The sequence below is a fragment of the Microbispora bryophytorum genome, assembly GCF_006874465.1.
Taxonomy (GTDB): domain Bacteria; phylum Actinomycetota; class Actinomycetes; order Streptosporangiales; family Streptosporangiaceae; genus Microbispora; species Microbispora bryophytorum.
Window position 1 is genome coordinate 80,239 of record NZ_VIRL01000005.1, and the last position, 21,738, is coordinate 101,976.

A 21,738-nucleotide genomic window follows, 5' to 3' on the forward strand; every position below is an offset into this window, starting at 1 on the left:
CGGATGAGCGCATACGGACCGTAAGAAGCCGGTCGTGACCTGACAAAGACCAGGAGCCCGCGGTGCCCCGGTTTGCGAGACTCCAACTGTGGGGGCGTGCGTGGCGCCGACGGGGGAGCGGACCATGATCCCGCAGACGCACCTGGACGGGCTGCTGGCCGAACTGCACACGAGGCTGCAGGCGGTCCTGTCGACGCGTGACCGGGTCCACGCGTTGCTGGAGGCGGTTGTCTCGGTGGGCGGCGACCTCGATCTGGAGACCGTGCTGCGCCGGATCGTCGAGACCGCCGCCAAGCTGGTCGACGCCAGATACGGCGCGCTCGGCGTGATCGGGGAGGACAACACCCTCGCCCGCTTCGTCCCGGTGGGGATGAGCGAGGAGGAGATCGCCGGGATCGAGCACTGGCCGCACGGCCTGGGCCTGCTCGGGCTGCTGATCAAGGAACCCCGGCCCCTGCGGCTGCCCCGCATCTGCGACCACCCCGAGTCGTACGGCTTCCCGTCCGGCCACCCCCCGATGGCGGCCCTGCTCGGCGTGCCCGTACGGGTCCGGGGTCAGGTGTTCGGCAACCTCTACCTGACGGAAAAGCGCGGGGGAGGGGAGTTCGACGAGGACGACGAGGCGATCGTCGTGGCCCTCGCCAGCGCCGCCGGGGTGGCCATCGAGAACGCCCGCCTGTACGAGGACACCCGCCGCAGGGAGACCTGGCTGCAGGCGTCGGCGGAGATCACCAGGAGCCTGCTGTCCGGCGCCGAGACGCCGCGGGTGCTGACGCTGATCGCCCGCCGTGCCCGGCGGATGGCCGGCGCGGACACGGTGGCGATCCTGCTGCCGGAGGACGGCGGCCGGACGCTGCGGATCGCGATCGCGGACGGCATGCCCGGCCCTGCCCGAGGGCGCCGGCTGCCCGTCGAGGACTCGCTGGCCGGGGAGGCGTTCGCCTGCGCGAAGCCCCGCGTGGTCACCGACGTGGGCGACACCGACCTGCGTACGGCGGCCGGGGAGACGGGAGCGGTGTGCGCCGTGCCGCTGGGGGGCCCGGGAGCGGTGCGCGGGGTGTTGTCGCTGGGCAGGCGGCCCGGCCGCGTCCCGTTCAGCCGCGCGGAGGTGTGCATGGTCCACTCCTTCGCCGGGCACGCGGCCGTCGCGCTCGAACTGGACGAGGCGCGCAGGGACGCCGAGCGGCTCGGCCTGCTGGAGGACCGCGACCGCATCGCCAAGGACCTGCACGACGTGGTCATCCAGCGGCTGTTCGCCGTCGCGATGACGCTGACGGGCGCCGCGCGGCTCGTGGAGCATCCGGAGGCGGCCGCGCGGCTGCGGACCGCGATCGACGAACTCGACGGCACGATCCGGCAGATCCGCTCCACGATCTTCGCACTGCGGACCCCGGCCGGCGCCCCCGGGCTGCGCGCCCGGCTCGTCGAGCTGGTCGAGGGCGCGCGGCGGCCCCTCGGTTTCATGCCGGCCCTGTGCATGGACGGGCAGCTCGACACCCGTGTGCCCGCCCCGGTCGGGGAGCACCTGCTGGCCGTGGCGCGGGAGGCGATCTCCAACGTGGTGCGGCACGCGCACGCCACCCGCGCCGGCGTCACCGTGCGCCTGGAGGAGGACCGGCTGACGCTGCTCGTGGAGGACGACGGGGTCGGCATCCCGGTGGGGGGACGGCGCAGCGGCCTGCGCAACCTGAGCGACCGCGCCGAGGGCCTGGGCGGGTCGTGCGCCGCCGAGGCCCTCGCCTGCGGAGGAACGCGCCTGTGCTGGAGCGTCCCGCTGCCGCAGCGCCATGAGGAGACGCTGTGAGCAGACCCTGTGAGAAGACGTCGGGAGGAGGCATCGCGCCATGACCGAGCCGTTCAGTGCCCCGGTCGCCGATCCGGGCGCCGATCCGGTCGTCGTCGGCACCGACGGGTCTACGGGAGCGACCCGGGCGGTGGAGTGGGCGGCCGACCACGCCGGCCTGCGGGGCCTGCCCCTGCGGGTGGTCCACGCCGTCGAGCGCCTGCCCTACGACGTCCCGTGCTATCCCATCCCCGACAGCTACGACAGGCTGGCGCCCTCGGGCCGGCAGATCCTCGATCATGCCGAGCGGGTCGCCCGGGACCGGCGGCCCGGCCTCGACGTGACGACGGAGCCGGCCGAGGGGCGTCCCGGCCGGGTCCTGCGCGACCAGGCCGCCCGCGCCGCCGAGGTGGTGCTCGGCAGCCACGGTGCGGGCGGCTTCCCCGGCATGCTGCTCGGATCGGTGGGCAACCACGTCGCCGGGCACGTGGCCGTGCCGGTCGTCGTCGTCCGGCCGGCGCCCCCGGAGGCGGTGGCCGAGATCGCGGTGGGGTTCGACTGCTCGGAGGCGTCCGGGCCCGCCCTGGCGTACGCGTTCGAGGAGGCGCGGCTGCGCGGCCACCGGGTGCGGATCGTCTGCGCCTGGGAGCCGCCGGTGCCGTACGCACCCGTGATCGCCGGGGACCCGGACGACATGCAGCGGGCCGCGGAGGACTACGCGCGCACCGAGCTGCAGCCGTGGCAGGGCGGGAACACCGAGGTCAAGACCGAGCTGGACATGGTCCGCGGCCATCCGGTCGCCGCGCTCATCGAGGCCTCGTCCCGGGCCGTCATGCTCGTCGTCGGCTCCCACGGGCGCAACGCCTTCACCGCGGCCGTGCTCGGCTCGGTGAGCCGCGCCGTGCTCGCCCACGCGCACTGCCCGGTGGCCGTGGTGAGGGGGGGTGCGGTCGTGAGGGGAGGCGGCAGGGGGCGGTGAGTCACCCGAGGAGGCGGGCCGGCCGCACTCCCGGGACCGTCCGCTCCAGCAGGTCGGCCACGTGCCCGGGGCCCTGACCCTCGGGACCCCGCAGGTCGATCTCGCCGTCGCGCACGAGGACCTCCCAGGACGCATCGGAGGGGTAGCGCTCGCGCAGGGCGGCCAGGACGGCCTCGCGCAGCTCGTCGTCCGACCTGGCCAGCAGCGCCATGAGGTCGCGGCGGCTGACCATCCCGACGACCCGCTCGTCGCGCAGCACCGGCACGCTCTTGACCCTCTTCGTGATCATGAGGTCGGTCAGCACCCGCGCGTCGGTGGTGTCCTCGACGGAGCTCACCTGGCGCGACATGACGTCTCCCACGGCGCGGGGCGCCGAGACGCCCGGCGTGAACGCGCCGCACAGCAGGTCGATCTCGCTGACCATCCCGACCAGTTCGCCGTGCTCCCCGAGCACGGGGGCGGCCGTGATGTCGTGGTCGTACAGCACCCGGATCGCCCGCCGCACGGAGTCGTCGCGGCGCAGGGTGATCGCCGGGCTGCGCATGACCTCACCGGCCAGCATGGTCCACCTTCCCCGTCTGTCGCCCTCGTGGTCTCGCAGGCTCATTCCACCGTTATTCCACCGCCGCCCGGGCCGGACGGGCAGGTGCCGGAGGTCCCCGGCGGTGGGGTCTTTGGGCCCGTGCGGCGCCCGCGCCCGGGTGGTCGGATGGAGGTGGGTGCACGTGCTCGGCCCAGGGCGCACCGCCCGTGTGCGTCGGCGTGCGCCCGCGGGGAGGAACGATGACCGTAGAAGCCATGACCGCCGCCGACGTGATGAGCAGAGTGCTCGTGACGGTGAAGCCGGACGAGTCGCCGCTCATGGCGTGGGAACTCATGCGCCGCGGATCGATGCATCACCTGCCCGTGGTGGATTCCGGTTCCCGCATCATCGGCGTGCTCACGCGCGAGGACATCGCGGCCCACTGGTCGGGCGGGCCGGCGGAGCAGTCCAGCAGCCAGGTGCGCCAGTTGCTGACCGGGCGCAGATGCCCGCATGTGCCGCCCGACGCGTCGCTCCCCGCCGTCGCGGCCGTCATGCTGGAGTCGGGGGTGGACGTCGTCCCGGTCATCGGGGCCTCCGGCACCCTGCAGGGTCTCGTCACCGTGACCGACGTGCTCGTGGCGGTCGCGGGCAGGCGGGGGGCCGCGTCTGCGCACGAGGAGGTGCCGGCCGGGATGTTCCGCCTTGAGCCGGTGCTGCCGCCCAAGCCCTCCCGGACCGCCGAGGACCAGCGGCAGGGGCCGTGACCCCCGGTCGCGATTTCCCGCGGACCACGTGCAGAATAAGGTCATGTTCCGCACGGTGGTGATCTTCAAGTGAGTGCCCGTATCGACCATGCCGTCACGTCGGGCACCTTCAGCCTGGACGGCCAGACCTTCGACGTCGACAACAACGTCTGGGTGCTCGGCGACGACGCCGAATGCGTGGTGTTCGACGCGCCCCACGACGTCAAGGCGATCACGGACGTGATCGCGGGCCGGCGCGTCCTCGCCATCCTCGCCACCCACGCCCACGACGACCATGTGCGGGTCGCGCCGGAGCTGTCGGAGGCGACCGGGGCGCCCGTTCTGCTGCACCCGGCCGATTTGCCGGTCTGGCGGCTCACCCACCCCGATCGCGAGCCCGGCGGCACGCTTTCGGACGGCCAGGTCATCGAGGTCGGCGGAACCCGCCTGGAAGTGCTCCACACTCCCGGGCACGCCCCCGGCGCCTGCTGCTTCCACGCGCCGGATCTGGGCGTCGTCTTCACCGGCGACACCCTGTTCCAGGGCGGTCCCGGTGCGACCGGGCGCTCGTTCTCCGACTTCGGCCTGATCGTCGACTCGATCCGCGACCGCCTGCTGGTCCTGCCGCCCGAGACCGTCGTCCACACCGGCCACGGCGACAGCACGACGATCGGCGCGGAGCTGCCGCACCTCGACGAGTGGATCCGCCGGGGCCACTGACACCCGGCCCGCGCGGGGTCTTGACGATCAGACGTCCCGCGGTTGACACTCACGAAACCGACTCAACCCGCCCCCGGCCCGCCGGGGGTGGCCCAGGTTTCCTGGTGTTAACGCTAACAAGACCGGTGGTCCCGCGCCGCCGGCCGGGAGAGACGATGCACAGCCGCACCAGCCCCCCATGCCGCCCCCCAGGCCGTCTCCCTCGCCTCGCCCGCAGAGCCCTCGCGGCGGTCGCCGCGCTGTTCCTGGCGGCGGGCGGGCTCACGCCCCCGGCGCACGCGGCCGAAGCGGCGGATCCGTCCGGCCTGCTGCTGCGGTACACGTTCGACGAGACGGGCGGCACCGTCGTCCACGACGCCTCGGGCCACGGCAACGACGGCAGCTACGAGCGGACGCCCGCCTTCGGCCAGGGCGTCGAGGGCGGCTCGTTCGCCATGGCCGGAGGGCCGTCCTCGTCCACCACCGCGCCGTACGTGAAGATCCCGAACGGCGTGCTGAAGGGCCGCAGCGGTGTCACCGTCGCCACGTACGTGAAGTGGAACGCCTCCACGACGGTGAACCAGTGGCTGTACGGCCTCGGCCCGGACAGCACCAGATACCTGTTCGCCTCGCCGTACAACGGCGGCAAGATCCTCTACTCGGCGATCACGACGGGCGGCTGGCAGGCCGAGTCGAAACTGTCCGGGGGGCCGGCCCTGCCGGGCGGCGCCTGGAAGCACGTCGCGGTGACCGTCGACGGCGGCAGCGGGACCGCCGTCATGTACCTCGACGGCATCGAGGTGGCGCGCTCGACCGACGTGCCGGTCGAGCCCTCCGACCTGTACGACGCGAGCAAGGACTACACCGGCTACATCGGGAAGTCGCTCTACTCGGCCGACCCTTACTTCGCCGGTGAGGTGGACGACTTCCGGATCTACGACCACGCGCTGTCGGCGACCGAGGTGCTCCAGGTCTCCGGTAACACGGCGGACGTCGCCGGCGCCACGCTGCCCGAGCTCAAGGTCCCGGCGATCGTGGACGGCGCGAACGGCAGGATCGTGCTGCCGGTGAAGGAGGGCACCGACCTCACCCGGCTCGCGCCCGCGTTCACCCTGGTCCCGGGGGCGGGCATCAGCCCGGCGTCGGGCACGGTGCGCGACCTGTCAGAGCCGGTCACCTACACCGTCACCGGCTCCGACGGCGCGCGGCGGACGTGGACGGCCGAGGCGAGGGTGATGAAGAGTCCGGTGATCCCCGGCCTGTACGCCGACCCGAACATCGCCGTGTTCGGCGACACGTTCTACATGTATCCGACCACCGACGGCTTCGCCGGCTGGAGCGGCACGCAGTTCCACGCGTTCTCGTCCAAGGACCTGGTCCACTGGACCGACCACGGCGTCGTCCTCGACCTCGGGCCCGACGTGACCTGGGCCGACAACAGCGCCTGGGCGCCGACGATCGCCGAGCGGAACGGCACGTACTACTTCTACTTCAGCGGCGGCATGGCCACCGGCAACACCGGCAAGCACCTCGGCGTCGCCGTGTCCGACTCGCCGGCCGGGCCGTTCCGGGACGCCCTGGGCAAGCCGCTGGTGGCGGCCGGGACCTACGGCGGCCAGATGATCGACTCGGATGTGTTCGTCGACGACGACGGCCAGGCGTACCTCTACTGGGGCAACGGCGGCTCCTACCAGGTGCCGCTGAACGACGACATGGTGTCGTTCGACCCCGCCAAGGTGAAGACGTACAAGCCGAGCGGCTACAACGAGGGCTCGTTCGTCTTCAAGCGTGGCGGGATCTACTACTTCATGTGGTCGGAGAACGACACGCGCGACGAGAACTACCAGGTCGCGTACGCCACCGGCGCCTCGCCGCTCGGCCCGTGGACCAAGCGGGGCGTGATCCTGCAGAAGGACCCGTCCCTCGGGATCAAGGGCACGGGTCACAACTCGGTCGTACGGGTGCCCGGGACCGACGACTGGTACATCGCCTATCACCGCTTCGCCATCCCCGGCGGCGACGGCACCCACCGGGAGACCACCGTCGACCGGATGGAGTTCGACGAGAACGGCCTGATCAAGAAGGTCGTGCCGACGCTGGAGAGCGTCGCCCCGGTGTCGGTCGCGAACGCCGGACCGGACGTCAAGGGCAGCGAGGGGACCCCGATCCGGCTGGCCGGGTCGGCGAGTGGCGCGGCCAAGTGGAGCTACGAGCCCGGCGAGGGTGTCGACTCCGGCGCCACCTGCTCCTTCGCGGATCCCGGCGCCGCCGAGACCGCCTTCACCTGCAGCGACGACGGGGCCTACACCGTCACGCTGACCTCCGGCCGCAGCCGCGACAGCGCCAGGGTGACCATCGCCAACGCCGTTCCCGAGGCCGGGGACGTCGTCACCCCCGCCGGTCCGGTCGAGGCGGGCACGCGGGTGACCCTTTCGGTCCCGGTCGCCGACCGGGGCGCGAACGACGAGCTCACCTGCACGGTGGACTGGAAGGACGGGACCACCCGGCCCGGCGCGGTCGCCGGCGGGACGTGCACGGCCCGGCACACCTATGCGAAACCGGGCGTCCACGAGCCCGCGGTCGCCCTCGCCGACGACGACGGCGCGACCGCCTCGGCGACCGGCCGTCCGGTGGTCGTGTACGACCGGGACGCCGGCTTCGTCACCGGCGGCGGCTGGATCGACTCGCCTCCCCGCGCCTACCGCGCCAATCCGGCGCTGACCGGCATGGCCACCTTCGAGTTCACGGCCAGGTACGCGAAGAACGCGGCGGGGAAGGACCACGCCACTCCGACAGGGAGCACCACCTTCTCGTTCCAGTCCGGGCCCATGGAATTCACGTCCACGGCGTACGACTGGCTCGTGGTCTCGGGCGGGGAGGTCCGCTACCGCGGCATCGGGACGATCGGCGGCGCCGGGCGGTACGGCTTCGAAGTCGTCGCCCGCGACGGCGACACCCGCGACGGGGACGGTGTGGACCGCTTCGCCGTCCGGATCTGGGACGAGAGGACCGGCGACGTGGTCTACCAGAACGGAGCCGGTGACGCGGCCCGCGGCAGCGTCGTCGTCCACGCGAAGTAGGGCGTTCACGCGAAGTGAGCGACTTATCGGGCCACCCGGACGCCGGTGACGGCGAAGCGCTCGACCTTCGCCACGTGGCCGCCGGTGCTGGCGACGAGGGTGAGCGTCCGGCCCGGGGCCGCGCGGAAGGTCACGGTGGCGGACCAGGGGACGCCGTCTCCTCCGGCCGCGACGCAGCAGCGTTCGCCGAGGGGGCGGGCGCTCCCGGTCGCGCGCACGTCCACCCGGATGCTCTCGTCCACTCCGGTGATCCTGCCGCCCACCCTGACGGGTGAGGACACGACGGCGCCGTAGCCGGGAGTGGTGAGGGAGAAGGTGGTGTCGTCGGTGCCCACCACCTCCCACGGCGCGTCCGGCCCGGCGCCGAACCTGACCAGGTGGATGACGGCGGCGATGCCGGGCCGTCCGCCGCCCTCGCCGCGGATGCCGACGGAGACGCGGGCGTCCCCGCCGGTCACCGTGCGCTTGACCACCTGGTCGACGCCGGTGAAGCCCAGAAATCCCTGGGTGAAGGACAGCGCGGTCCGTTCCGCGTCCAGATGCCAGGGCTGATGGCCGCCCGAGCGGTAGCTCTCCTGCCAGTCCCGCGCCTGTTTCTCGTCGGCGAACGGCCACAGCGGCTGGTAGCGGCCCGCCACAAGGGAACCCCCGGTGGAGGAGGGGGTGGAGGTGGAGGGAGTGGGGGCGGTGGCCACCGGGCTGCTCCGCTGGACGGTCGCCGCGCCGCTCTGCCGGCCGGTGCCCTGGCTGACTCCCTGGCTGGCTCCGCACGCGCCCGCCAGCAGGCTGAGCGCGGCCAGCACGGCGGACGCCCACCTGGCACGGCCCGCCCGGCCGTCTGTCACGCCGCCGTTCACGATGCACGCTCCCGCCCCGAGAGTTTCCTTGACTGAGAGCATGCCCGGAGGGATGCCGGGCATTCGCCGGCGCACTGCCTGCGATGCGGATGTGCGGTCTGTTAGCGATAACAGTGAGGTGGGTCAGCGGTCGAGTCTTCCAGAACGAAACCTTGACCAGAGACAATGCGAACGCTAACAATCGGCACGCGAGACCCCTGCCCGTTGAAGGAGATCTTCGTGCTCCAGGCACAGCTGACCATCGATCCCGCCCACCGGGTGGCCCCCGTACGGCGCCGCACGTTCGGCACGTTCGTCGAGCACCTCGGCCGCTGCGTCTACACCGGCATCTACGAGCCGGGCCACCCCACGGCGGACGAGGAGGGGTTCCGGGGCGACGTGCTCGCGCTCACCCGCGAGCTCGGCGTGACCACCGTGCGCTACCCCGGCGGCAACTTCGTCTCCGGCTACCGCTGGGAGGACGGCGTCGGCCCGCGTGATCGGCGCCCCCGGCGGCTCGACCTCGCCTGGCACACCACCGAGACCAACGAGATCGGGATCGACGAGTTCGTCCGGTGGACCCGGATAGCCGGACTTGAGCCGATGATGGCGGTCAACCTCGGCACGCGCGGGGTGCAGGAGGCCGTGGACCTGCTCGAATACTGCAACATCCCGTCCGGCACCGCGCTGTCGGACCTGCGGATCGCCAACGGCGCCAAGGAGCCGCACGACATCCGCATGTGGTGCCTGGGCAACGAGATGGACGGCCCCTGGCAGATCGGGCACAAGACCGCCCACGAGTACGGCAGGCTCGCCGCCGAGACCGCCCGGGCCATGCGCATGGTCGACCCCGGTCTCGAGCTGGTGGCCTGCGGCAGCTCCGGCTCCTCCATGCCGACCTTCGGCACCTGGGAGGCGACCGTCCTGGAGGAGACCTACGACCTGGTCGACCACATCTCCTGCCACGCCTACTACGAGGAGAAGGACGGCGACCTCGGCGGTTTCCTGGCCTGCGCCACCGACATGGAGCACTTCATCTCGACGGTCGTCTCCACGGCCGACCAGGTGGGGGCCAGGCTCGGCTCCCGGAAGAAGATCTCCCTGTCCTTCGACGAGTGGAACGTCTGGTACCTGAGCCGCGTCCAGGCGGCGGCGCCCCGGCAGGACTGGCCGGTCGCGCCGCCGCTCCTGGAGGACCACTACCACCTCGCCGACGCCGTGGCCTTCGGCAGCCTGCTCATCACGCTGCTGCGGCACAGCGACCGGGTCGCGGCGGCCTGCATGGCCCAGCTCGTGAACGTGATCGCGCCCATCATGACCGAGCCGGGCGGCCGGGCCTGGCGGCAGACGACCTTCCACCCGTTCGCGCAGGCGACACAGCACGCCAGGGGCGACGTCGTACGGGTCGAGCCCGTCTGCCCGACGTACGAGACGGCCGAGTTCGGCGAGGTGCCCGTGCTCCACGCGGTCGCCACCCAGGACGGGGCGGACACCACGCTGTTCGTGGTGAACAGGTCGACGGCCGAGCCGCTGGAGCTGGAGCTCGACGCGGGGCCGCTGGGCGCGGGTGGAGGCGCCGTGCGGATCGTCGAGGCGACGACGCTCACCCATGAGGACGTGTACGCCCGTAACTCCGCCGACGACCCCGACCGGGTGGCGCCCCGGCCCAACACGAGCCACCGGAGCGATCCGCTCCGGATCGTGCTGCCGCCGGTCTCCTGGAACGTGATCAGGCTGTCGAGGGCCTGAGCGGGGTCAGAGCACGCCGGGGCGGGCGGAAGTCCCTGTGCTTGAGGACTTTCGTCTGCTGCGGCGTGGGCGGCGGACACGGTGCGATGGTGGCCGGGAGCGCCGACCCCCGCGCGTTCCCGTGCCCGCCGAGCACAGGAGGAGAATTACATGGCCGGACAGATCGTGGCCGCCGTCGACGGATCGAAGCCGGCGACGGCGGCGCTGGAGTGGGCGGCGGACGACGCGCGGCGCCGGGGGGCCGCCCTGAGGATCGTCCACGTGCGAGAGGCGTGGGCGCACGAATACCCGTTCCATGCCGTCGAAGGCTTCGCCCAGTCCTACAGCGAGTTCTGCGAGGGCGTGCTCGCGGCGGCGGCCGCCCGCGCCCGCGAGATCGCCCCCGGCCTGGAGACGACCACGGAGCTCGTCGAGGGGACGGTCGTCGAGACCCTGCGCGCCCGGTCGGCCGATGCCGACGCCCTCGTGGTCGGCAGCCGGGGAATGGGCGGCTTCTCCGGCCTGCTCCTGGGCTCCGTCGGCCTCGGCCTGGCCGGTCACGCGCAGGTCCCTGTCGTGGTAGTGCGCAAACCGCACCGGGACGACTACCACGAGGTCGTGGTCGGCTTCGACGGATCACCTCATTCGGAGGCGGCTCTGCAGTTCGCCTTCGAGGAGGCCCGGACGCGGCACGGGCGGGTGCACGCGGTCTACGCCTGGGAGATGCCGACGTTCTCGCCCTTCGCGGTCGGCTACGGGACGGCACTCCAGGAGGTGTTCGACAACGAGCGCCGGGCGGCGCGGCTGCGGCTCGCGCCGTGGCGCGACAAGCACCCGGACGTCCCGCTCGTCGAGTCGGCGGTCTGCGGCCACCCGGTCCCGGCGCTGGCCGACGCCTCGCTCGTCGCCGACCTCGTGGTCGTCGGGTCGCGGGGGCTGGGCGGCGTGCGCGGCGCGCTGATCGGCTCGGTCGGTCACGCCGTGCTGCACCGCGCGCACTGCCCCGTCGCGGTCGTACGGCCCCGCGACGGCGAGCACTGAAGGCGCCGGACCGTCCGAGGGCCGCACCGGCGCCGGAGCGCGGGCGCGGCCCTCGTTCGGCGGCCCTCGTTCAGCGGTGCGGAACGAGTCAGCCCAGGACGACGGTGGTCAGGGCGCGCGGCGCGACCGTCACGCTCTTGCCGTGCAGGGCGATGGGGGCCACCGCGTTGTTCTCGTCGGTCACGTACGCCCTCGCCCGGCCGTGCCCCTTGATCTTGTCCCAGGTGACGGGGCTCGTGCCCGTGTTGAGGATCTCGATCACGCGGGAGCCGTCGGCGTTGCGGAACGCGGAGACCTTCAGCGCGGGGTCCGAGGCCGTCGCCCCGAGCCGTACCGCGCCAGGCCTGATGAACCGGCTGTAGGCGGCCATCGCCCACAGCCGCTTGGACACCCGGTAGGTCTTGTTCGTGGTGTCGACGCTGATGAACGCCCTGGTGGCGCCGCTTGAGACCGCCAGCCAGTAGATGTAGGCGGAGGCGTTGCCGAGCGTGAGCGCGTCGTTGACGGCCTGCGCGACCGTCATGCCGTCCTGGCCGCTGCCGTCGTCCCAGTTCTCGTCCCAGGTGCTGCCGCCGGGGCCCCACTCCGACATCCAGGTGTTCCGGTCCGTCGGCAGCGGGGAGGTCGGAGGGCTGGCGTAGGAGTGCCCGCTGTGGACCTTCACCCACCGCCTGGCCTCGGGGTCGGCCTCGATCGCCTCCGTGTACGCCTTGGCCTGGTCCCAGCCGAACGAGTCGCAGCACACCAGGTTCACGTGCGCGGCCGAGGCCACCGGGCCGAGCACCTTGACGAACTGGGCGGCCTGCTCAGGAGTGAAGCGCATGGACTCGTAGGGGGCCGTCCAGTCGGGCTCGTTCGTGAAGCCCAAGTCGGTGATCTTGATCCCTTCCTGCGCGTAGAACTTCGCGTACTGCACGAGGTAGTTCGCGTAGGCCTGCTGCCACTCGGGCAGCAGCGTGCCGCCGTTCCTCGCGTCGCCGTTGTCCTTCATGTAGCCGGGGGCGCTCCAGGCGTCGGCGAAGAAGCGCTCGACCCCGTATCTCCGGGCCGCCTTCGCCATCCAGACCTGGCTGTTGTCGTCGCCGTCCCAGACGTACTTGGGCGGCGCGGCCGGGCCGCCCGGGTCTTCGGGCTGGATCGAGACCATCTGGTCGTACGGGACGCCGGCCGGCCTCGATCCGATGCCGAGCCGCAGGAGGCTGAACCCGGCACCCTTCTCGCGGCTGAACCACAGGTCGAGGATCTCCCGCTGCTTGTCCTCCGGCAGAGCCTTGATCAGCTCATTGCGGCGGAACGCAGTGGAGACGCCGAACCCGTCGATCTTCTGGTACTTGGCGCTGTTGTCGATGTCGATGGCGACCGCCGACGCGGCCGCCGGCTGCGCCTGCCAGATCAGCGGAACGACGAGTAGTGAGGCCACGATCAGATGTCTACGCATGGCTACTCCGGGGTTCGGTTGTCAGGGGGAGCTTTCGGTGCCCGAACCGGCATCTCGGGACCTTGCGGCAGGGCCGGCGGCTCGCGACAGGGCTTCGCGTGCGAGTCTCTCTCGGTGCGGCCAATCATTGATAGCGTTAACAATTGCGACTGATGATTGGGGGAGGAATTGCGTGAATCGCACTTGAGGTGAACACCCATAGTGATAGCACGCCGGGTAGTCCGGCTCAATACGTCGGGCCGGATTGGCGAAAATTTCAGGCCGCTCCTCCGGTCCGAGGGGTGGAACCCGCCCGCCGGCCGCAGGGCCGCGTGCCGCGCCGCGGCGGCCCGGCGACGGACGCGTTCACGGGGGCGCCCCTCGAATCGGCCGGCCCAGGCCCGGTGGGAGCCCGAGTAGAGGTGGCTCTGCCTGCGTAAACGCCCTGTCGTCAGGGAGACCCCCCGCGGGGCGCGCGGAGCCGGCGGCTGTGTGGACGCTCTTGACGGCTGTTAGCGGCGGACCTAAAATTCGGCCCGAAATTGCAGTTCGAGTCCGAAAGTTTCCGATCGATTACCGGTAATTGCTCGCGTGCCGGGCCGCGTGGGCGGAGCCGGACGGCGGACGGTCATGGGGTCGCATCGGCGCGAAATCCCGCGTCGTCGAATTCCGCATGCCCGCTATTTCGCAAACGCCGATCGCATTCATCGGCTTCGCCGGGCGACGGGAAGGGCCGATCTCCTGATCTACAGCGTAAAGGAGCTCGGACGGTCGTCAGCGCTCGGTCGCGTCCAGCACGGGCTTGACGTCGATGACGGGGGTGCCGTCGATCGCCTCCAGCGGGTGCACGCGCAGACCCCGGGCCGGGTCGGCCTCCAGGACCGTGGCCCGGTGCAGGCCGATCGGGTTGGGGCGGTCCGGGGAGCGTGTGGCGAACACGCCGGTCAACGGGTTGCTCGTCTCCCCGCGCGGGTGGACCCGCAGGGTTTCGCGATCGGCCTGGTGGAACCAGGTGAGGACGAGCACCTCGTCGCCCGCCGTCACTCCGTCGAGGGCCTGCGAGAAGGCCGGGTCGACCTCCAGCCAGGCGTCCGGCGCCCCCTCGCGCCCCTGCCGCGGCGCCTCGGCGAGATCGGTCAGCACGGACCGTACGACGCCGACGGGCCGTACGGTGAACGTCTCGGGCTCACTCATGATCCGTCTCCTTCGGGTGATTGGATCACCACGATGTCATCCCGCGCCGACATCTCCGGCCCGTTCCGCGGGAATGCCCACGAAATGGACGTCGAGGCGGGCACGTACGCGCTGGGGCCGAGGTCCGGCCGGCTCCTGGTCCTCACCGGCCGCGCGGGGCTGGGCGCCAAGGCCGGGCACGATCTGACCATCGAGGTCACCAGGTGGCGGGGCGAGGCGGTGGTGGAGCCGGACGACCCGGCGGCCTGCCGGGTGACGGTGGAGGCCGAGGCGGCCTCGATGCGGGTCCGGGAGGGCACGGGCGGAGTCAAGCCGCTCACCGACTCCGACCGCGTCGAGATCGAGAAGAACATGCGTGACAAGGTCCTCAAGGCGGATCAGCACCCTCTGGTCACGTTCCGGTCGACCCGGGTCGAGGGCGATCCCGAGGCGTTCCGCGTCGAGGGCGAACTGACGATCGTGGGCGTCACGCGGCCGGCCGTGGTGGACGGTGCGCTGGCGGAAGGGCGGGCCCGGGGACGGGCGATCGTCACGCAGTCCGGGTGGGGCATCCGCCCCTACTCCGCGTTCTTCGGGGCGCTCAAGCTGCGTGACGAGGTCGAGATCATCTTCGACGTCCGGCTGGGGGAGGGGCGGGGCTGACATGTGTGATGCTTCGGGCACCATGGATGAGTGACTGTGGTGCGTGATGCGGGGATTGCCGAGCGGTGGGGCATGCTGGCCGATCTCGTGGCCGACGGAGAGGTGGTGGTCCTCAGCGGGGCCGGCCTGTCGACCGAGTCCGGGATCCCGGACTACCGGGGGGAGACCGGCCGCAGGCGCAGGGCCGAGCCAATGACCTACCAGACGTTCGTGAGCAGCGACGCCGCTCGCAGGCGCTACTGGGCGCGCAGCCATCTGGGGTGGCGTCACATCGTGGACGCCTCGCCCAACGCCGGGCATCGCGCGGTCGCCGAGCTGGAGCGCCGTGGCCTGGTCGCCGGGATCATCACGCAGAACGTGGACGGCCTGCACCAGGCGGCGGGCGCGCAGAAGGTCGTCGAACTGCACGGCAGTCTGCATCGGGTGCGCTGCCTGACCTGCGGCCACCGCACGTCGCGGCACGGGCTGGACCGGCGGCTGCGCGTGGCCAACTCCGGCTGGCTGGCCCGCACGAAGGTGACCGACGCGGTGATCAACCCCGACGGCGACGCCGTCCTGGCCGTGGACGAGATCGAGACGTTCCGCACGGTGGACTGCGGGGGCTGCGGCGGCGTGCTCAAGCCCGACGTGGTGTTCTTCGGCGAGAACGTGCCGCCGTCCCGGGTCGAGGAGTGCTACGCGCTGACCGAGCGGGCCGGTCTGCTGCTCGTCCTGGGATCCTCGCTGACCGTCATGTCCGGGTATCGATTCGTCCGGCACGCCGCCGCCCGCTCGATCCCCGTCGCGATCATCAACCAGGGGCCGACCCGGGGCGACGGCGAGGCGCTGATGACCTTCGACGTCCCTCTCGGACCGGCCCTCACCTCTCTCCTGGAGGCCCTCGGCTGATGCGGAGTCAGGCGGTCGCGGCCGGATGCGCTCGCGCCCCGGCGCGTGCGCCCTGGCGCAGGGAACGCTCGGTGAGGCCGCCGAACAGCAGTCCGATGGCGGCCCACAGGACGAACTGGACGCCGAACGACGACACCCTGAACCACCAGAGGGTGTCGGCGGGGAAGTCGCCGGGAACCTCGTTGATCCGGGGCAGCACGGCGTACGAGACGCCCACGAGGACGGCGTAGACGGCGATGCCCGCGAGGGTCGCGTTCCAGCCGCCCAACCGGGGTGACAGGGCGCGGCCCGCGTACGCCGCGACCGCGGCGGCCAGCAGGGCGATCAGGATCATCGTGAAGTGCAGCGCGGTCCGCCGGCCGATGGTGTCGGAGTTGCCGACGGCCGGGGGATTGGGCGGGTACTTCAGGACGGGGGTCACGTACACCGCGACGAATCCGGCGGACGCGACGACGAGGGCCGTCGCGCGGGCGCCGAGGGCGCCGAGGCGGCCGTGCGCGAAGGCGTACGCGATGGAGAAGAAACCGCCGAGTGCGGCGCCGTAGACGAGCAGGGCGGTCAGGAGGCCGGCGGTCTCCTGGACGATCCGGCTGACGAGTTCGGGCTCGGCGGCCTCCCCGGTCGCGGCGGCCCGGGTCTCCTCGATGGAGATGGCCGCGGCGACCTGGGGTTCGCCGGCGAACCAGGCCACGACGTAGGCGAGCAGCGCGGCCGCGAGGCCGACGAGCATGCCGCGCACCAGCAGGGCGCGCATGGTGGGCATCGGGCGGGCCTCAGTGGCAGGGGAAGCCGAGAAGGTGCCGGCCGTCGTGCACGAACTCGTGCACGGTGTGCCCGCTGATGAGGTGGGTGGCGCCCTGCTCCGCGCCGACGAAGTAGACCAGGATGAGCCCGACCACGGCGGCGAAGATCGCCCAGGGCAGGATCTCGCGTACGGGGATGGTGACCGGCAGGGGCCGGGATACGGGAATGGCCGGCTGAGCCATGTGCCTTCTCCTCACGGGGTCGCTCGCCCCGGTGATGGAGGACAACGGGTCAGTGTCCTGACTCCCGGGTCATCGTGTCGCCCGACCTTCCAGCCGTCTCGGCCGTGGTCACCAGCGGGGACACTCCCCGGTCACAGTGGCGGGACCGTCCTGGATTCGCACCAGGTTCCTGCACACCGTCGCCTCTGTCTGTATTTGTCCTCTAGAGCGTGCACCGTCGGCATAGGTACGTCAAGCCGTGGTCCATACTCGTGACCTATGAAGCGCGTCCTCATCATCGGCATCGGAGCCGGGGACCCAGCCCACCTCACCTTCCAGGCCGCCGCGGCGATCGCGTCGGCGGACGTGTTCTTCCTGCTCGACAAGGGTGCGGAGAAGGACGGCCTGGTGCGGCTGCGGCGCGAGCTGATCGCGGCCCACGCGCGGGAGCCGTACCGGACGGTGGAGGCCCGCGACCCGGAACGCGACCGGACGAGCGGCGCCTACGCGGAGGCGGTGGCCGACTGGCGGGCCCGCCGGGCCGGCGTCTACGCGCGGCTCATCGCCGACGAGGTGCCCGAGGACGGCGTCGGCGCGTTCCTCGTCTGGGGCGACCCCGCCCTGTACGACAGCACGATCGCCATCGTCGAGGACGTCCTCGCCAGGGGCGGGGAGCCGTTCGACTACGAGGTGATCCCGGGGATCAGCAGCGTGTCGGCGCTGGCCGCGCGGCACCGCGTCAGCCTGACCAGGGTCGCCAGGCCGCTGCACATCACGACCGGCCGCCGCCTGCCCGCCGACGTCGAGGCCGCCGACGACCTCGTGGTGATGCTCGACGCGGGATGCGCGTTCGCCGACCTGCCGGAGGCCGCCGACGCGGACGTCTACTGGGGCGCGTACGTCGGGACCGAGGACGAGATCCTCCTCGCCGGGCCGGTGCGCGAGGTCGCGGGCGAGATCCGGCGGCTCAGGGCGCAGGCGCGGGAGGCGCACGGCTGGGTCATGGACACCTACCTGCTCAGGAAGCCCGCTCGATGAGGCCGGTGCCGGTCGTCGGGATCGGCGCGGACGGCTGGGCCGGTCTCACCGACACCGCGCGCGCCGAGCTGGTCGCCGCGGACGTCGTGGTCGGATCGGCCAGGCAGCTCGCGCTGCTGCCCGCGTCGGTGGCCCCCGAGCGGGTGCCGTACCCGTCGCCGCTGGTCGAAGGGCTGCCGGGGCTGCTCGATGCGCACGCGGGGCGCGCGGTCGTGGTGCTGGCGAGCGGCGATCCCATGTTCTTCGGGATCGGCGCGACGCTGGCCCGGCTGCTCGGACCCGAGCGGCTGCGCGTGCTGCCGCACGTGTCGTCGGTCACGCTCGCCTGCGCGCGGCTCGGCTGGCCCGCCGAGGACGTCGAGACCGTCAGCCTGGTCGGGCGTCCGCTCGCCGCGCTGACCGCCGCGCTCGCGCCGGGCCGCCGCGTTCTCGTCCTCAGCGCCGACGCGGACACGCCCGCGCGGGTCGCCGCCCTGCTGACCGAACGGGGCTACGGGGCGAGCCGCGTCACCGTCCTCGGCGATCTCGGCGCGGCGACCGAGTCGCGTCACGACGGCACGGCGGCCGACTGGACGGGCGCAGGGCCGATGCCGGCCCTGAACATCGTGGCGGTGACCTGCGCCGACGTCCCGGACGCCGAGCCACCGGGATGGGCGTCCGGGCTCGCGGACGGCGCGTACGAATCGGACGGTCAGCTGACCAAGCAGGAGGTGCGCGCGGTCACCCTGGCCAAGCTGGCGCCCCTGCCGGGCGAGTTGCTGTGGGACGTGGGCGCGGGTTCGGGAAGCGTGGCCATCGAGTGGCTGCGCGTCCATCCCTTGTGCCGGGCGGTCGCCGTCGAGCGCGACCCCGTGCGGGCGGACCGCGTCAGGCGCAACGCGGACACGCTGGGCGTGCCGCGCCTGCGGGTCGTCACCGGGTCCGCGCCGGACGTGCTCCACGGCCTGCCGGCCCCGGCGGCCGTCTTCGTGGGCGGCGGCGTGACGGGGGCCGGCGTGGTCGAGACCTGCTGGGACGCCCTCGCCCCCGGCGGAAGGCTGGTGGCGAACGCGGTCACCGTGGAGTCGGAGGCGGCTGTCGCCACGTGGCGCGCCCGGCTCGGCGGGGACCTCGTGCGGGTGTCGGTGCAGCGTGCCTCCCCGGTGGGCGGCTTCACCGGGTGGCGTCCCCTGATGCCGGTGACCATTTGGACGGCGCGGAAGGAGCGCGAGCAGTGACGGTTCGATTCATCGGTGCGGGACCCGGCGCGGCCGACCTCATCACGGTGCGCGGGCTGCGCGCCCTGCAGGCGGCCCCGGTCTGCCTGTACGCGGGGTCGCTCGTGCCACGCGACCTGCTCGCCGACTGCCCGCCCGGCGCGCGGCTCGTCGACACCGCCGACCTCACCCTGGACGAGATCATCGCGGAGATGACTGCGGCGCACGAAGCCGGGCTCGACGTGGCGCGCCTGCACTCGGGCGATCCCTCGCTGTTCAGCGCGGTCGCCGAGCAGATGCGCAGGCTCGACGCGCACGGTGTGCCGTACGAGGTGGTCCCCGGCGTGCCCGCCTTCGCCGCCGCCGCGGCGGCGCTGGGGCGGGAACTCACGGTGCCCGAGGTGAGCCAGACGATCATCCTGACCAGGACGTCGGCGCGCGCCACCAAGATGCCGCCCGGCGAGGACCTCGCGACGCTGTCGGCCAGCCGCGCCACGATGGTGCTGCACCTCGCCGTGCAGCGGATCGGCGCCGTCGTGGCCGAGCTGCTGCCCGCGTACGGCGCGGACTGCCCGGTGGCGGTCGTCGCGCGGGCGAGCCGGGACGACGAGGAGATCATCAGGGGCACCCTGGACGACATCGCCGACCGGGTGGTCGCGGCGGGGATCAAGCGGACCGCCGTCATCGTGGTGGGCCGGGCGCTCGCCGCGCAGAAGTTCCGCGACAGCCACCTCTACTCGGCCGAGCGGGATCGGGCGTGCTCGTCCTGATCCTCGGCGGCACCGCGGAGGCGCGGGCGCTGTCGGCCGGGCTGGCCGCCCTGCCCGGCCTGCGGGTGGTGTCGTCGCTGGCCGGGCGGGTCGCCGACCCCCGGCTGCCGGTGGGCGAGGTCATATCCGGCGGCTTCGGCGGCCCGGAGGGGCTCACCCGGTGGCTCGCCGAGCACGCCCCCGGCGCCGTGGTGGACGCCACGCATCCGTTCGCGCGGACGATGAGCGAGTCGGCGGCGCGCGCGTGCGCGGCGACCGGCGTGCCGCTGCTCGGGCTGCGGCGTCCCGGCTGGCCGCAGGGGCCGGAGGACGCGTGGCTGCGGGTGCCGTCGCTGAAGGCCGCGGCGGACGCGCTGCCCGGCCTCGGCAGCCGGGTGTTCCTCACCACGGGCCGCCGCAGCCTGCCGGTCTTCGCGCCGGTGACCGGGCTGTGGTTCCTGGCCAGGTCGGTGGACCCGCCGGAGCCGCCGGTGCCCGCGAACGTCCACGTGATCCTCGATCGGGGGCCCTACACGGTGGCGGGGGAGCGCGCCCTGATCGGCGAGCACCGGCTCGACGTGCTGGTCACCAAGGACAGCGGCGGTGAGCTGACCCGCGCCAAGCTGGTCGCGGCGCGCGAGCTCGGGCTGCCGGTCGTCATGGTGGACCGGCCACCGGCGCCAGGCGGCGTCACCCAGGTGACGGACGTCGCCGACGCCGTCACCTGGGTTCGCGATCACGCGGGATAGCGGCGCGGCGTGTAGACGGTCGCCCGGCCGGCGCGTTCGACGACGCGGGTGGTGGACGAGCCGATGATCAGCAGGCAGCGCATGTCGATCGTGGCCGGGTCGAGGTCGCCGAGCGTCGTGACCGCGACCGACTCCTGCGCGCCGCCGACATCGCGGCCGACGACCACGGGCGTGGCCGGGTCGCGGTGTTCGAGCAGCAGGTCACGGGCCGCGGCGACCTGCCAGGTGCGGGTCTTCGACGCCGGGTTGTAGATCGCGAGCACCAGGTCGGCGCGGGCCGCGGCGGAGATCCGGCCCGCGACCACCTCCCACGGCTTGAGCTGGTCCGACAGCGACAGCACGCAGTAGTCGTGGCCGAGCGGCGCGCCGGCCCGGCTCGCCACCGCCTGCGCGGCGGTCAGACCGGGCACCACCCGCACCGGGACGTCCGCGTAACGCGGGTCGGCGGCGGCCTCCAGCACCGCGGCGGCCATCGCGAACACCCCCGGATCGCCCGACGACACGACCGCCACCCGCGCCCCGGCGACGGCGAGGTCGAGCGCGTGACGCGCGCGTTCGGCCTCGACCCGGTTGTCGGTGCGGTGCCGGTTCTGCCGCGGGTTGGGCGCGACGCGGTCCACGTAGGGGCCGTATCCGACCAGGTCGGTGGCCCCGGCGAGGACCTCCTGCGCCTCCGGGGTCAGCCAGGGCCGTCCGGCGGGGCCGAGGCCGACGACCGCGACCTCGCCGGGACCGGTGCGTTCCGCGGTCTCCGGCACGAACGTGAGCTGGGCCGGGCTCGGGATCAGCGCCAGCGAGAAGTACGGCGCCTGGCCGGGCTCCACGTCCTTGAGCGGGGCGACGCGCTGGGCGTCGGTGGTGGCGCGTTCGACGTACCAGGCCTCGTCGAGACGGCCCGCCTCGGCGAGGGCGTCGCGCACCTTCTCGAAGGTGCGGCCCAGCTTGAGCACCGCCGCGGAATCCGCGCCGCGCAGTTTCTCCGCGAGCACGTCGGCGGGCAGGGTCCCGGGCAGGACCGTCAGCGTCTCGTCGCGTTCGACCAGCGGGCGGCCGAGCACGGCCGACGCGCCCGCGATCGACGTGACGCCGGGGACGACCTCGGCCGGGTAGCGGTGCGCCAGCCGCTTGTGCATGTGCATGTAGGAGCCGTAGAAGAGCGGGTCGCCCTCGCACAGGACGACGACGTCGCGCCCGGCGTCCAGGTGGGCGGCCAGCCGGGCCGCGCAGTCGGCGTAGAAGTCGTCGAGCGCGCCCTGGTAGCCGCCGGGGTGGTCGGTCGTCTCGGTCGTCAGGGGATACTGGAGCAGCTCCTCCACCTGGCCGTCGCGCATGTGGTGGGCGGCGATCGAGCGCGCGATGCTGCGGCCGTGCCGGGCGGCGTGGTAGGCGATCACGTCGGCCGCGCCGATCAGGCGGGCGGCCTTGACCGTCATCAGTTCGGGGTCGCCGGGGCCGAGGCCGACGCCGTAGAGGGTACCTGTCACG

At 72.8% G+C, this 21,738-nt stretch carries 20 protein-coding genes and 1 riboswitch; of the genes, 13 read left to right on the plus strand and 7 right to left on the minus strand.

Annotated elements, in window-relative coordinates; all coding sequences use genetic code 11:
• Positions 1 to 124: 124 nt before the first annotated feature.
• Both FLX07_RS12340 and FLX07_RS12345 read left to right on the plus strand, forming a co-directional pair.
• Positions 125 to 1,804, plus strand: coding sequence for a sensor histidine kinase (locus FLX07_RS12340; protein WP_142570803.1), 1,680 nt, complete (start codon positions 125 to 127; stop codon positions 1,802 to 1,804).
• Positions 1,805 to 1,844: 40 nt separating this feature from the next.
• Complete coding sequence (locus FLX07_RS12345; protein ID WP_142570804.1) at positions 1,845 to 2,762, plus strand: universal stress protein; 918 nt, start codon at positions 1,845 to 1,847, stop codon at positions 2,760 to 2,762.
• A gap of 1 nt (position 2,763) precedes the next feature.
• Here FLX07_RS12345 and FLX07_RS12350 read toward each other — a convergent pair whose 3' ends face one another.
• Positions 2,764 to 3,369 carry a CBS domain-containing protein gene (locus tag FLX07_RS12350; protein WP_142570806.1) on the minus strand — a complete coding sequence of 202 codons (606 nt, stop codon included), beginning with the start codon at positions 3,367 to 3,369 and terminating at the stop codon, positions 2,764 to 2,766.
• A gap of 176 nt (positions 3,370 to 3,545) precedes the next feature.
• Here FLX07_RS12350 and FLX07_RS12355 point away from each other — a divergent pair, with 176 nt between their 5' ends.
• The 3 genes from FLX07_RS12355 to FLX07_RS12365 all read left to right on the plus strand — a co-directional run bounded on the left by FLX07_RS12355 (position 3,546) and on the right by FLX07_RS12365 (position 7,810).
• The gene (locus tag FLX07_RS12355) at positions 3,546 to 4,052 is read left to right on the plus strand and encodes a CBS domain-containing protein (protein WP_142570808.1); all 507 of its coding nucleotides are present in this window, start codon (positions 3,546 to 3,548) and stop codon (positions 4,050 to 4,052) included.
• Positions 4,053 to 4,121: 69 nt separating this feature from the next.
• Entirely contained in the window at positions 4,122 to 4,751 is a 630-nt protein-coding gene (locus FLX07_RS12360; protein WP_142570810.1) for an MBL fold metallo-hydrolase, read from the plus strand.
• A gap of 155 nt (positions 4,752 to 4,906) precedes the next feature.
• Positions 4,907 to 7,810, plus strand: a complete 2,904-nt coding sequence (locus tag FLX07_RS12365; protein WP_142570812.1) for a family 43 glycosylhydrolase — start codon at positions 4,907 to 4,909, stop codon at positions 7,808 to 7,810.
• 23 nt (positions 7,811 to 7,833) lie between these two features.
• Here the strand turns inward: FLX07_RS12365 and FLX07_RS12370 are convergent, their stop codons facing one another.
• Positions 7,834 to 8,655: a hypothetical protein gene (locus FLX07_RS12370; RefSeq protein WP_208762182.1), complete on the minus strand. Its 822-nt coding sequence runs from the start codon at positions 8,653 to 8,655 to the stop codon at positions 7,834 to 7,836.
• Positions 8,656 to 8,886: 231 nt separating this feature from the next.
• Here FLX07_RS12370 and arfA point away from each other — a divergent pair, with 231 nt between their 5' ends.
• Both arfA and FLX07_RS12380 read left to right on the plus strand, forming a co-directional pair.
• Positions 8,887 to 10,395 carry an arabinosylfuranosidase ArfA gene (gene arfA, locus FLX07_RS12375; RefSeq protein WP_142570814.1) on the plus strand — a complete coding sequence of 503 codons (1,509 nt, stop codon included), beginning with the start codon at positions 8,887 to 8,889 and terminating at the stop codon, positions 10,393 to 10,395.
• A gap of 150 nt (positions 10,396 to 10,545) precedes the next feature.
• The gene (locus tag FLX07_RS12380) at positions 10,546 to 11,415 is read left to right on the plus strand and encodes a universal stress protein (RefSeq protein WP_142570816.1); all 870 of its coding nucleotides are present in this window, start codon (positions 10,546 to 10,548) and stop codon (positions 11,413 to 11,415) included.
• An 88-nt stretch (positions 11,416 to 11,503) separates the two neighbouring features.
• Here the strand turns inward: FLX07_RS12380 and FLX07_RS12385 are convergent, their stop codons facing one another.
• Both FLX07_RS12385 and tsaA read right to left on the minus strand, forming a co-directional pair.
• Positions 11,504 to 12,853, minus strand: a complete 1,350-nt coding sequence (locus FLX07_RS12385; protein WP_142570818.1) for a glycoside hydrolase family 30 protein — start codon at positions 12,851 to 12,853, stop codon at positions 11,504 to 11,506.
• 753 nt (positions 12,854 to 13,606) lie between these two features.
• Positions 13,607 to 14,026, minus strand: coding sequence for a tRNA (N6-threonylcarbamoyladenosine(37)-N6)-methyltransferase TrmO (tsaA, locus tag FLX07_RS12390; RefSeq protein ID WP_142570820.1), 420 nt, complete (start codon positions 14,024 to 14,026; stop codon positions 13,607 to 13,609).
• Positions 14,027 to 14,059: 33 nt separating this feature from the next.
• Here tsaA and FLX07_RS12395 point away from each other — a divergent pair, with 33 nt between their 5' ends.
• Positions 14,060 to 14,668 (plus strand): YceI family protein, encoded by a 609-nt coding sequence (locus FLX07_RS12395; RefSeq protein WP_223853354.1) that lies wholly within the window; start codon positions 14,060 to 14,062, stop codon positions 14,666 to 14,668.
• A 72-nt stretch (positions 14,669 to 14,740) separates the two neighbouring features.
• Entirely contained in the window at positions 14,741 to 15,556 is an 816-nt protein-coding gene (locus FLX07_RS12400; RefSeq protein ID WP_189104929.1) for an NAD-dependent protein deacetylase, read from the plus strand.
• A gap of 7 nt (positions 15,557 to 15,563) precedes the next feature.
• On the opposite strand, the gene FLX07_RS12405 is transcribed toward FLX07_RS12400, so the two are convergent.
• Positions 15,564 to 16,319, minus strand: a complete 756-nt coding sequence (locus tag FLX07_RS12405; protein ID WP_223853355.1) for a CbtA family protein — start codon at positions 16,317 to 16,319, stop codon at positions 15,564 to 15,566.
• A 10-nt stretch (positions 16,320 to 16,329) separates the two neighbouring features.
• Positions 16,330 to 16,542, minus strand: a complete 213-nt coding sequence (locus FLX07_RS12410) for a CbtB domain-containing protein (protein WP_139572278.1) — start codon at positions 16,540 to 16,542, stop codon at positions 16,330 to 16,332.
• Between the two features lie 30 nt (positions 16,543 to 16,572).
• Positions 16,573 to 16,736, minus strand: a riboswitch (cobalamin riboswitch).
• Between the two features lie 64 nt (positions 16,737 to 16,800).
• On the opposite strand from FLX07_RS12410, the gene cobF reads away from it, so the two are divergent.
• Genes cobF through FLX07_RS12430 form a run of 4 tightly spaced genes read left to right on the plus strand, consistent with a single transcriptional unit; the run spans position 16,801 to position 20,253 of the window.
• Positions 16,801 to 17,559: a precorrin-6A synthase (deacetylating) gene (gene cobF / locus FLX07_RS12415; protein ID WP_142570822.1), complete on the plus strand. Its 759-nt coding sequence runs from the start codon at positions 16,801 to 16,803 to the stop codon at positions 17,557 to 17,559.
• Positions 17,556 to 18,776 carry a precorrin-6y C5,15-methyltransferase (decarboxylating) subunit CbiE gene (gene cbiE / locus FLX07_RS12420; RefSeq protein ID WP_142570824.1) on the plus strand — a complete coding sequence of 407 codons (1,221 nt, stop codon included), beginning with the start codon at positions 17,556 to 17,558 and terminating at the stop codon, positions 18,774 to 18,776. The genes cobF and cbiE overlap by 4 nt, the downstream gene beginning before the upstream one ends.
• Positions 18,773 to 19,525, plus strand: coding sequence for a precorrin-4 C(11)-methyltransferase (gene cobM / locus FLX07_RS12425; RefSeq protein WP_142570826.1), 753 nt, complete (start codon positions 18,773 to 18,775; stop codon positions 19,523 to 19,525). Before cbiE ends, cobM begins: the two co-directional genes overlap by 4 nt.
• Positions 19,513 to 20,253 carry a cobalt-precorrin-6A reductase gene (locus tag FLX07_RS12430; RefSeq protein WP_142570828.1) on the plus strand — a complete coding sequence of 247 codons (741 nt, stop codon included), beginning with the start codon at positions 19,513 to 19,515 and terminating at the stop codon, positions 20,251 to 20,253. Before cobM ends, FLX07_RS12430 begins: the two co-directional genes overlap by 13 nt.
• Here FLX07_RS12430 and FLX07_RS12435 read toward each other — a convergent pair.
• Positions 20,241 to 21,737, minus strand: a complete 1,497-nt coding sequence (locus FLX07_RS12435; RefSeq protein ID WP_142570830.1) for a precorrin-2 C(20)-methyltransferase — start codon at positions 21,735 to 21,737, stop codon at positions 20,241 to 20,243. The genes FLX07_RS12430 and FLX07_RS12435 overlap by 13 nt on opposite strands.
• Position 21,738 lies beyond the last annotated feature (1 nt).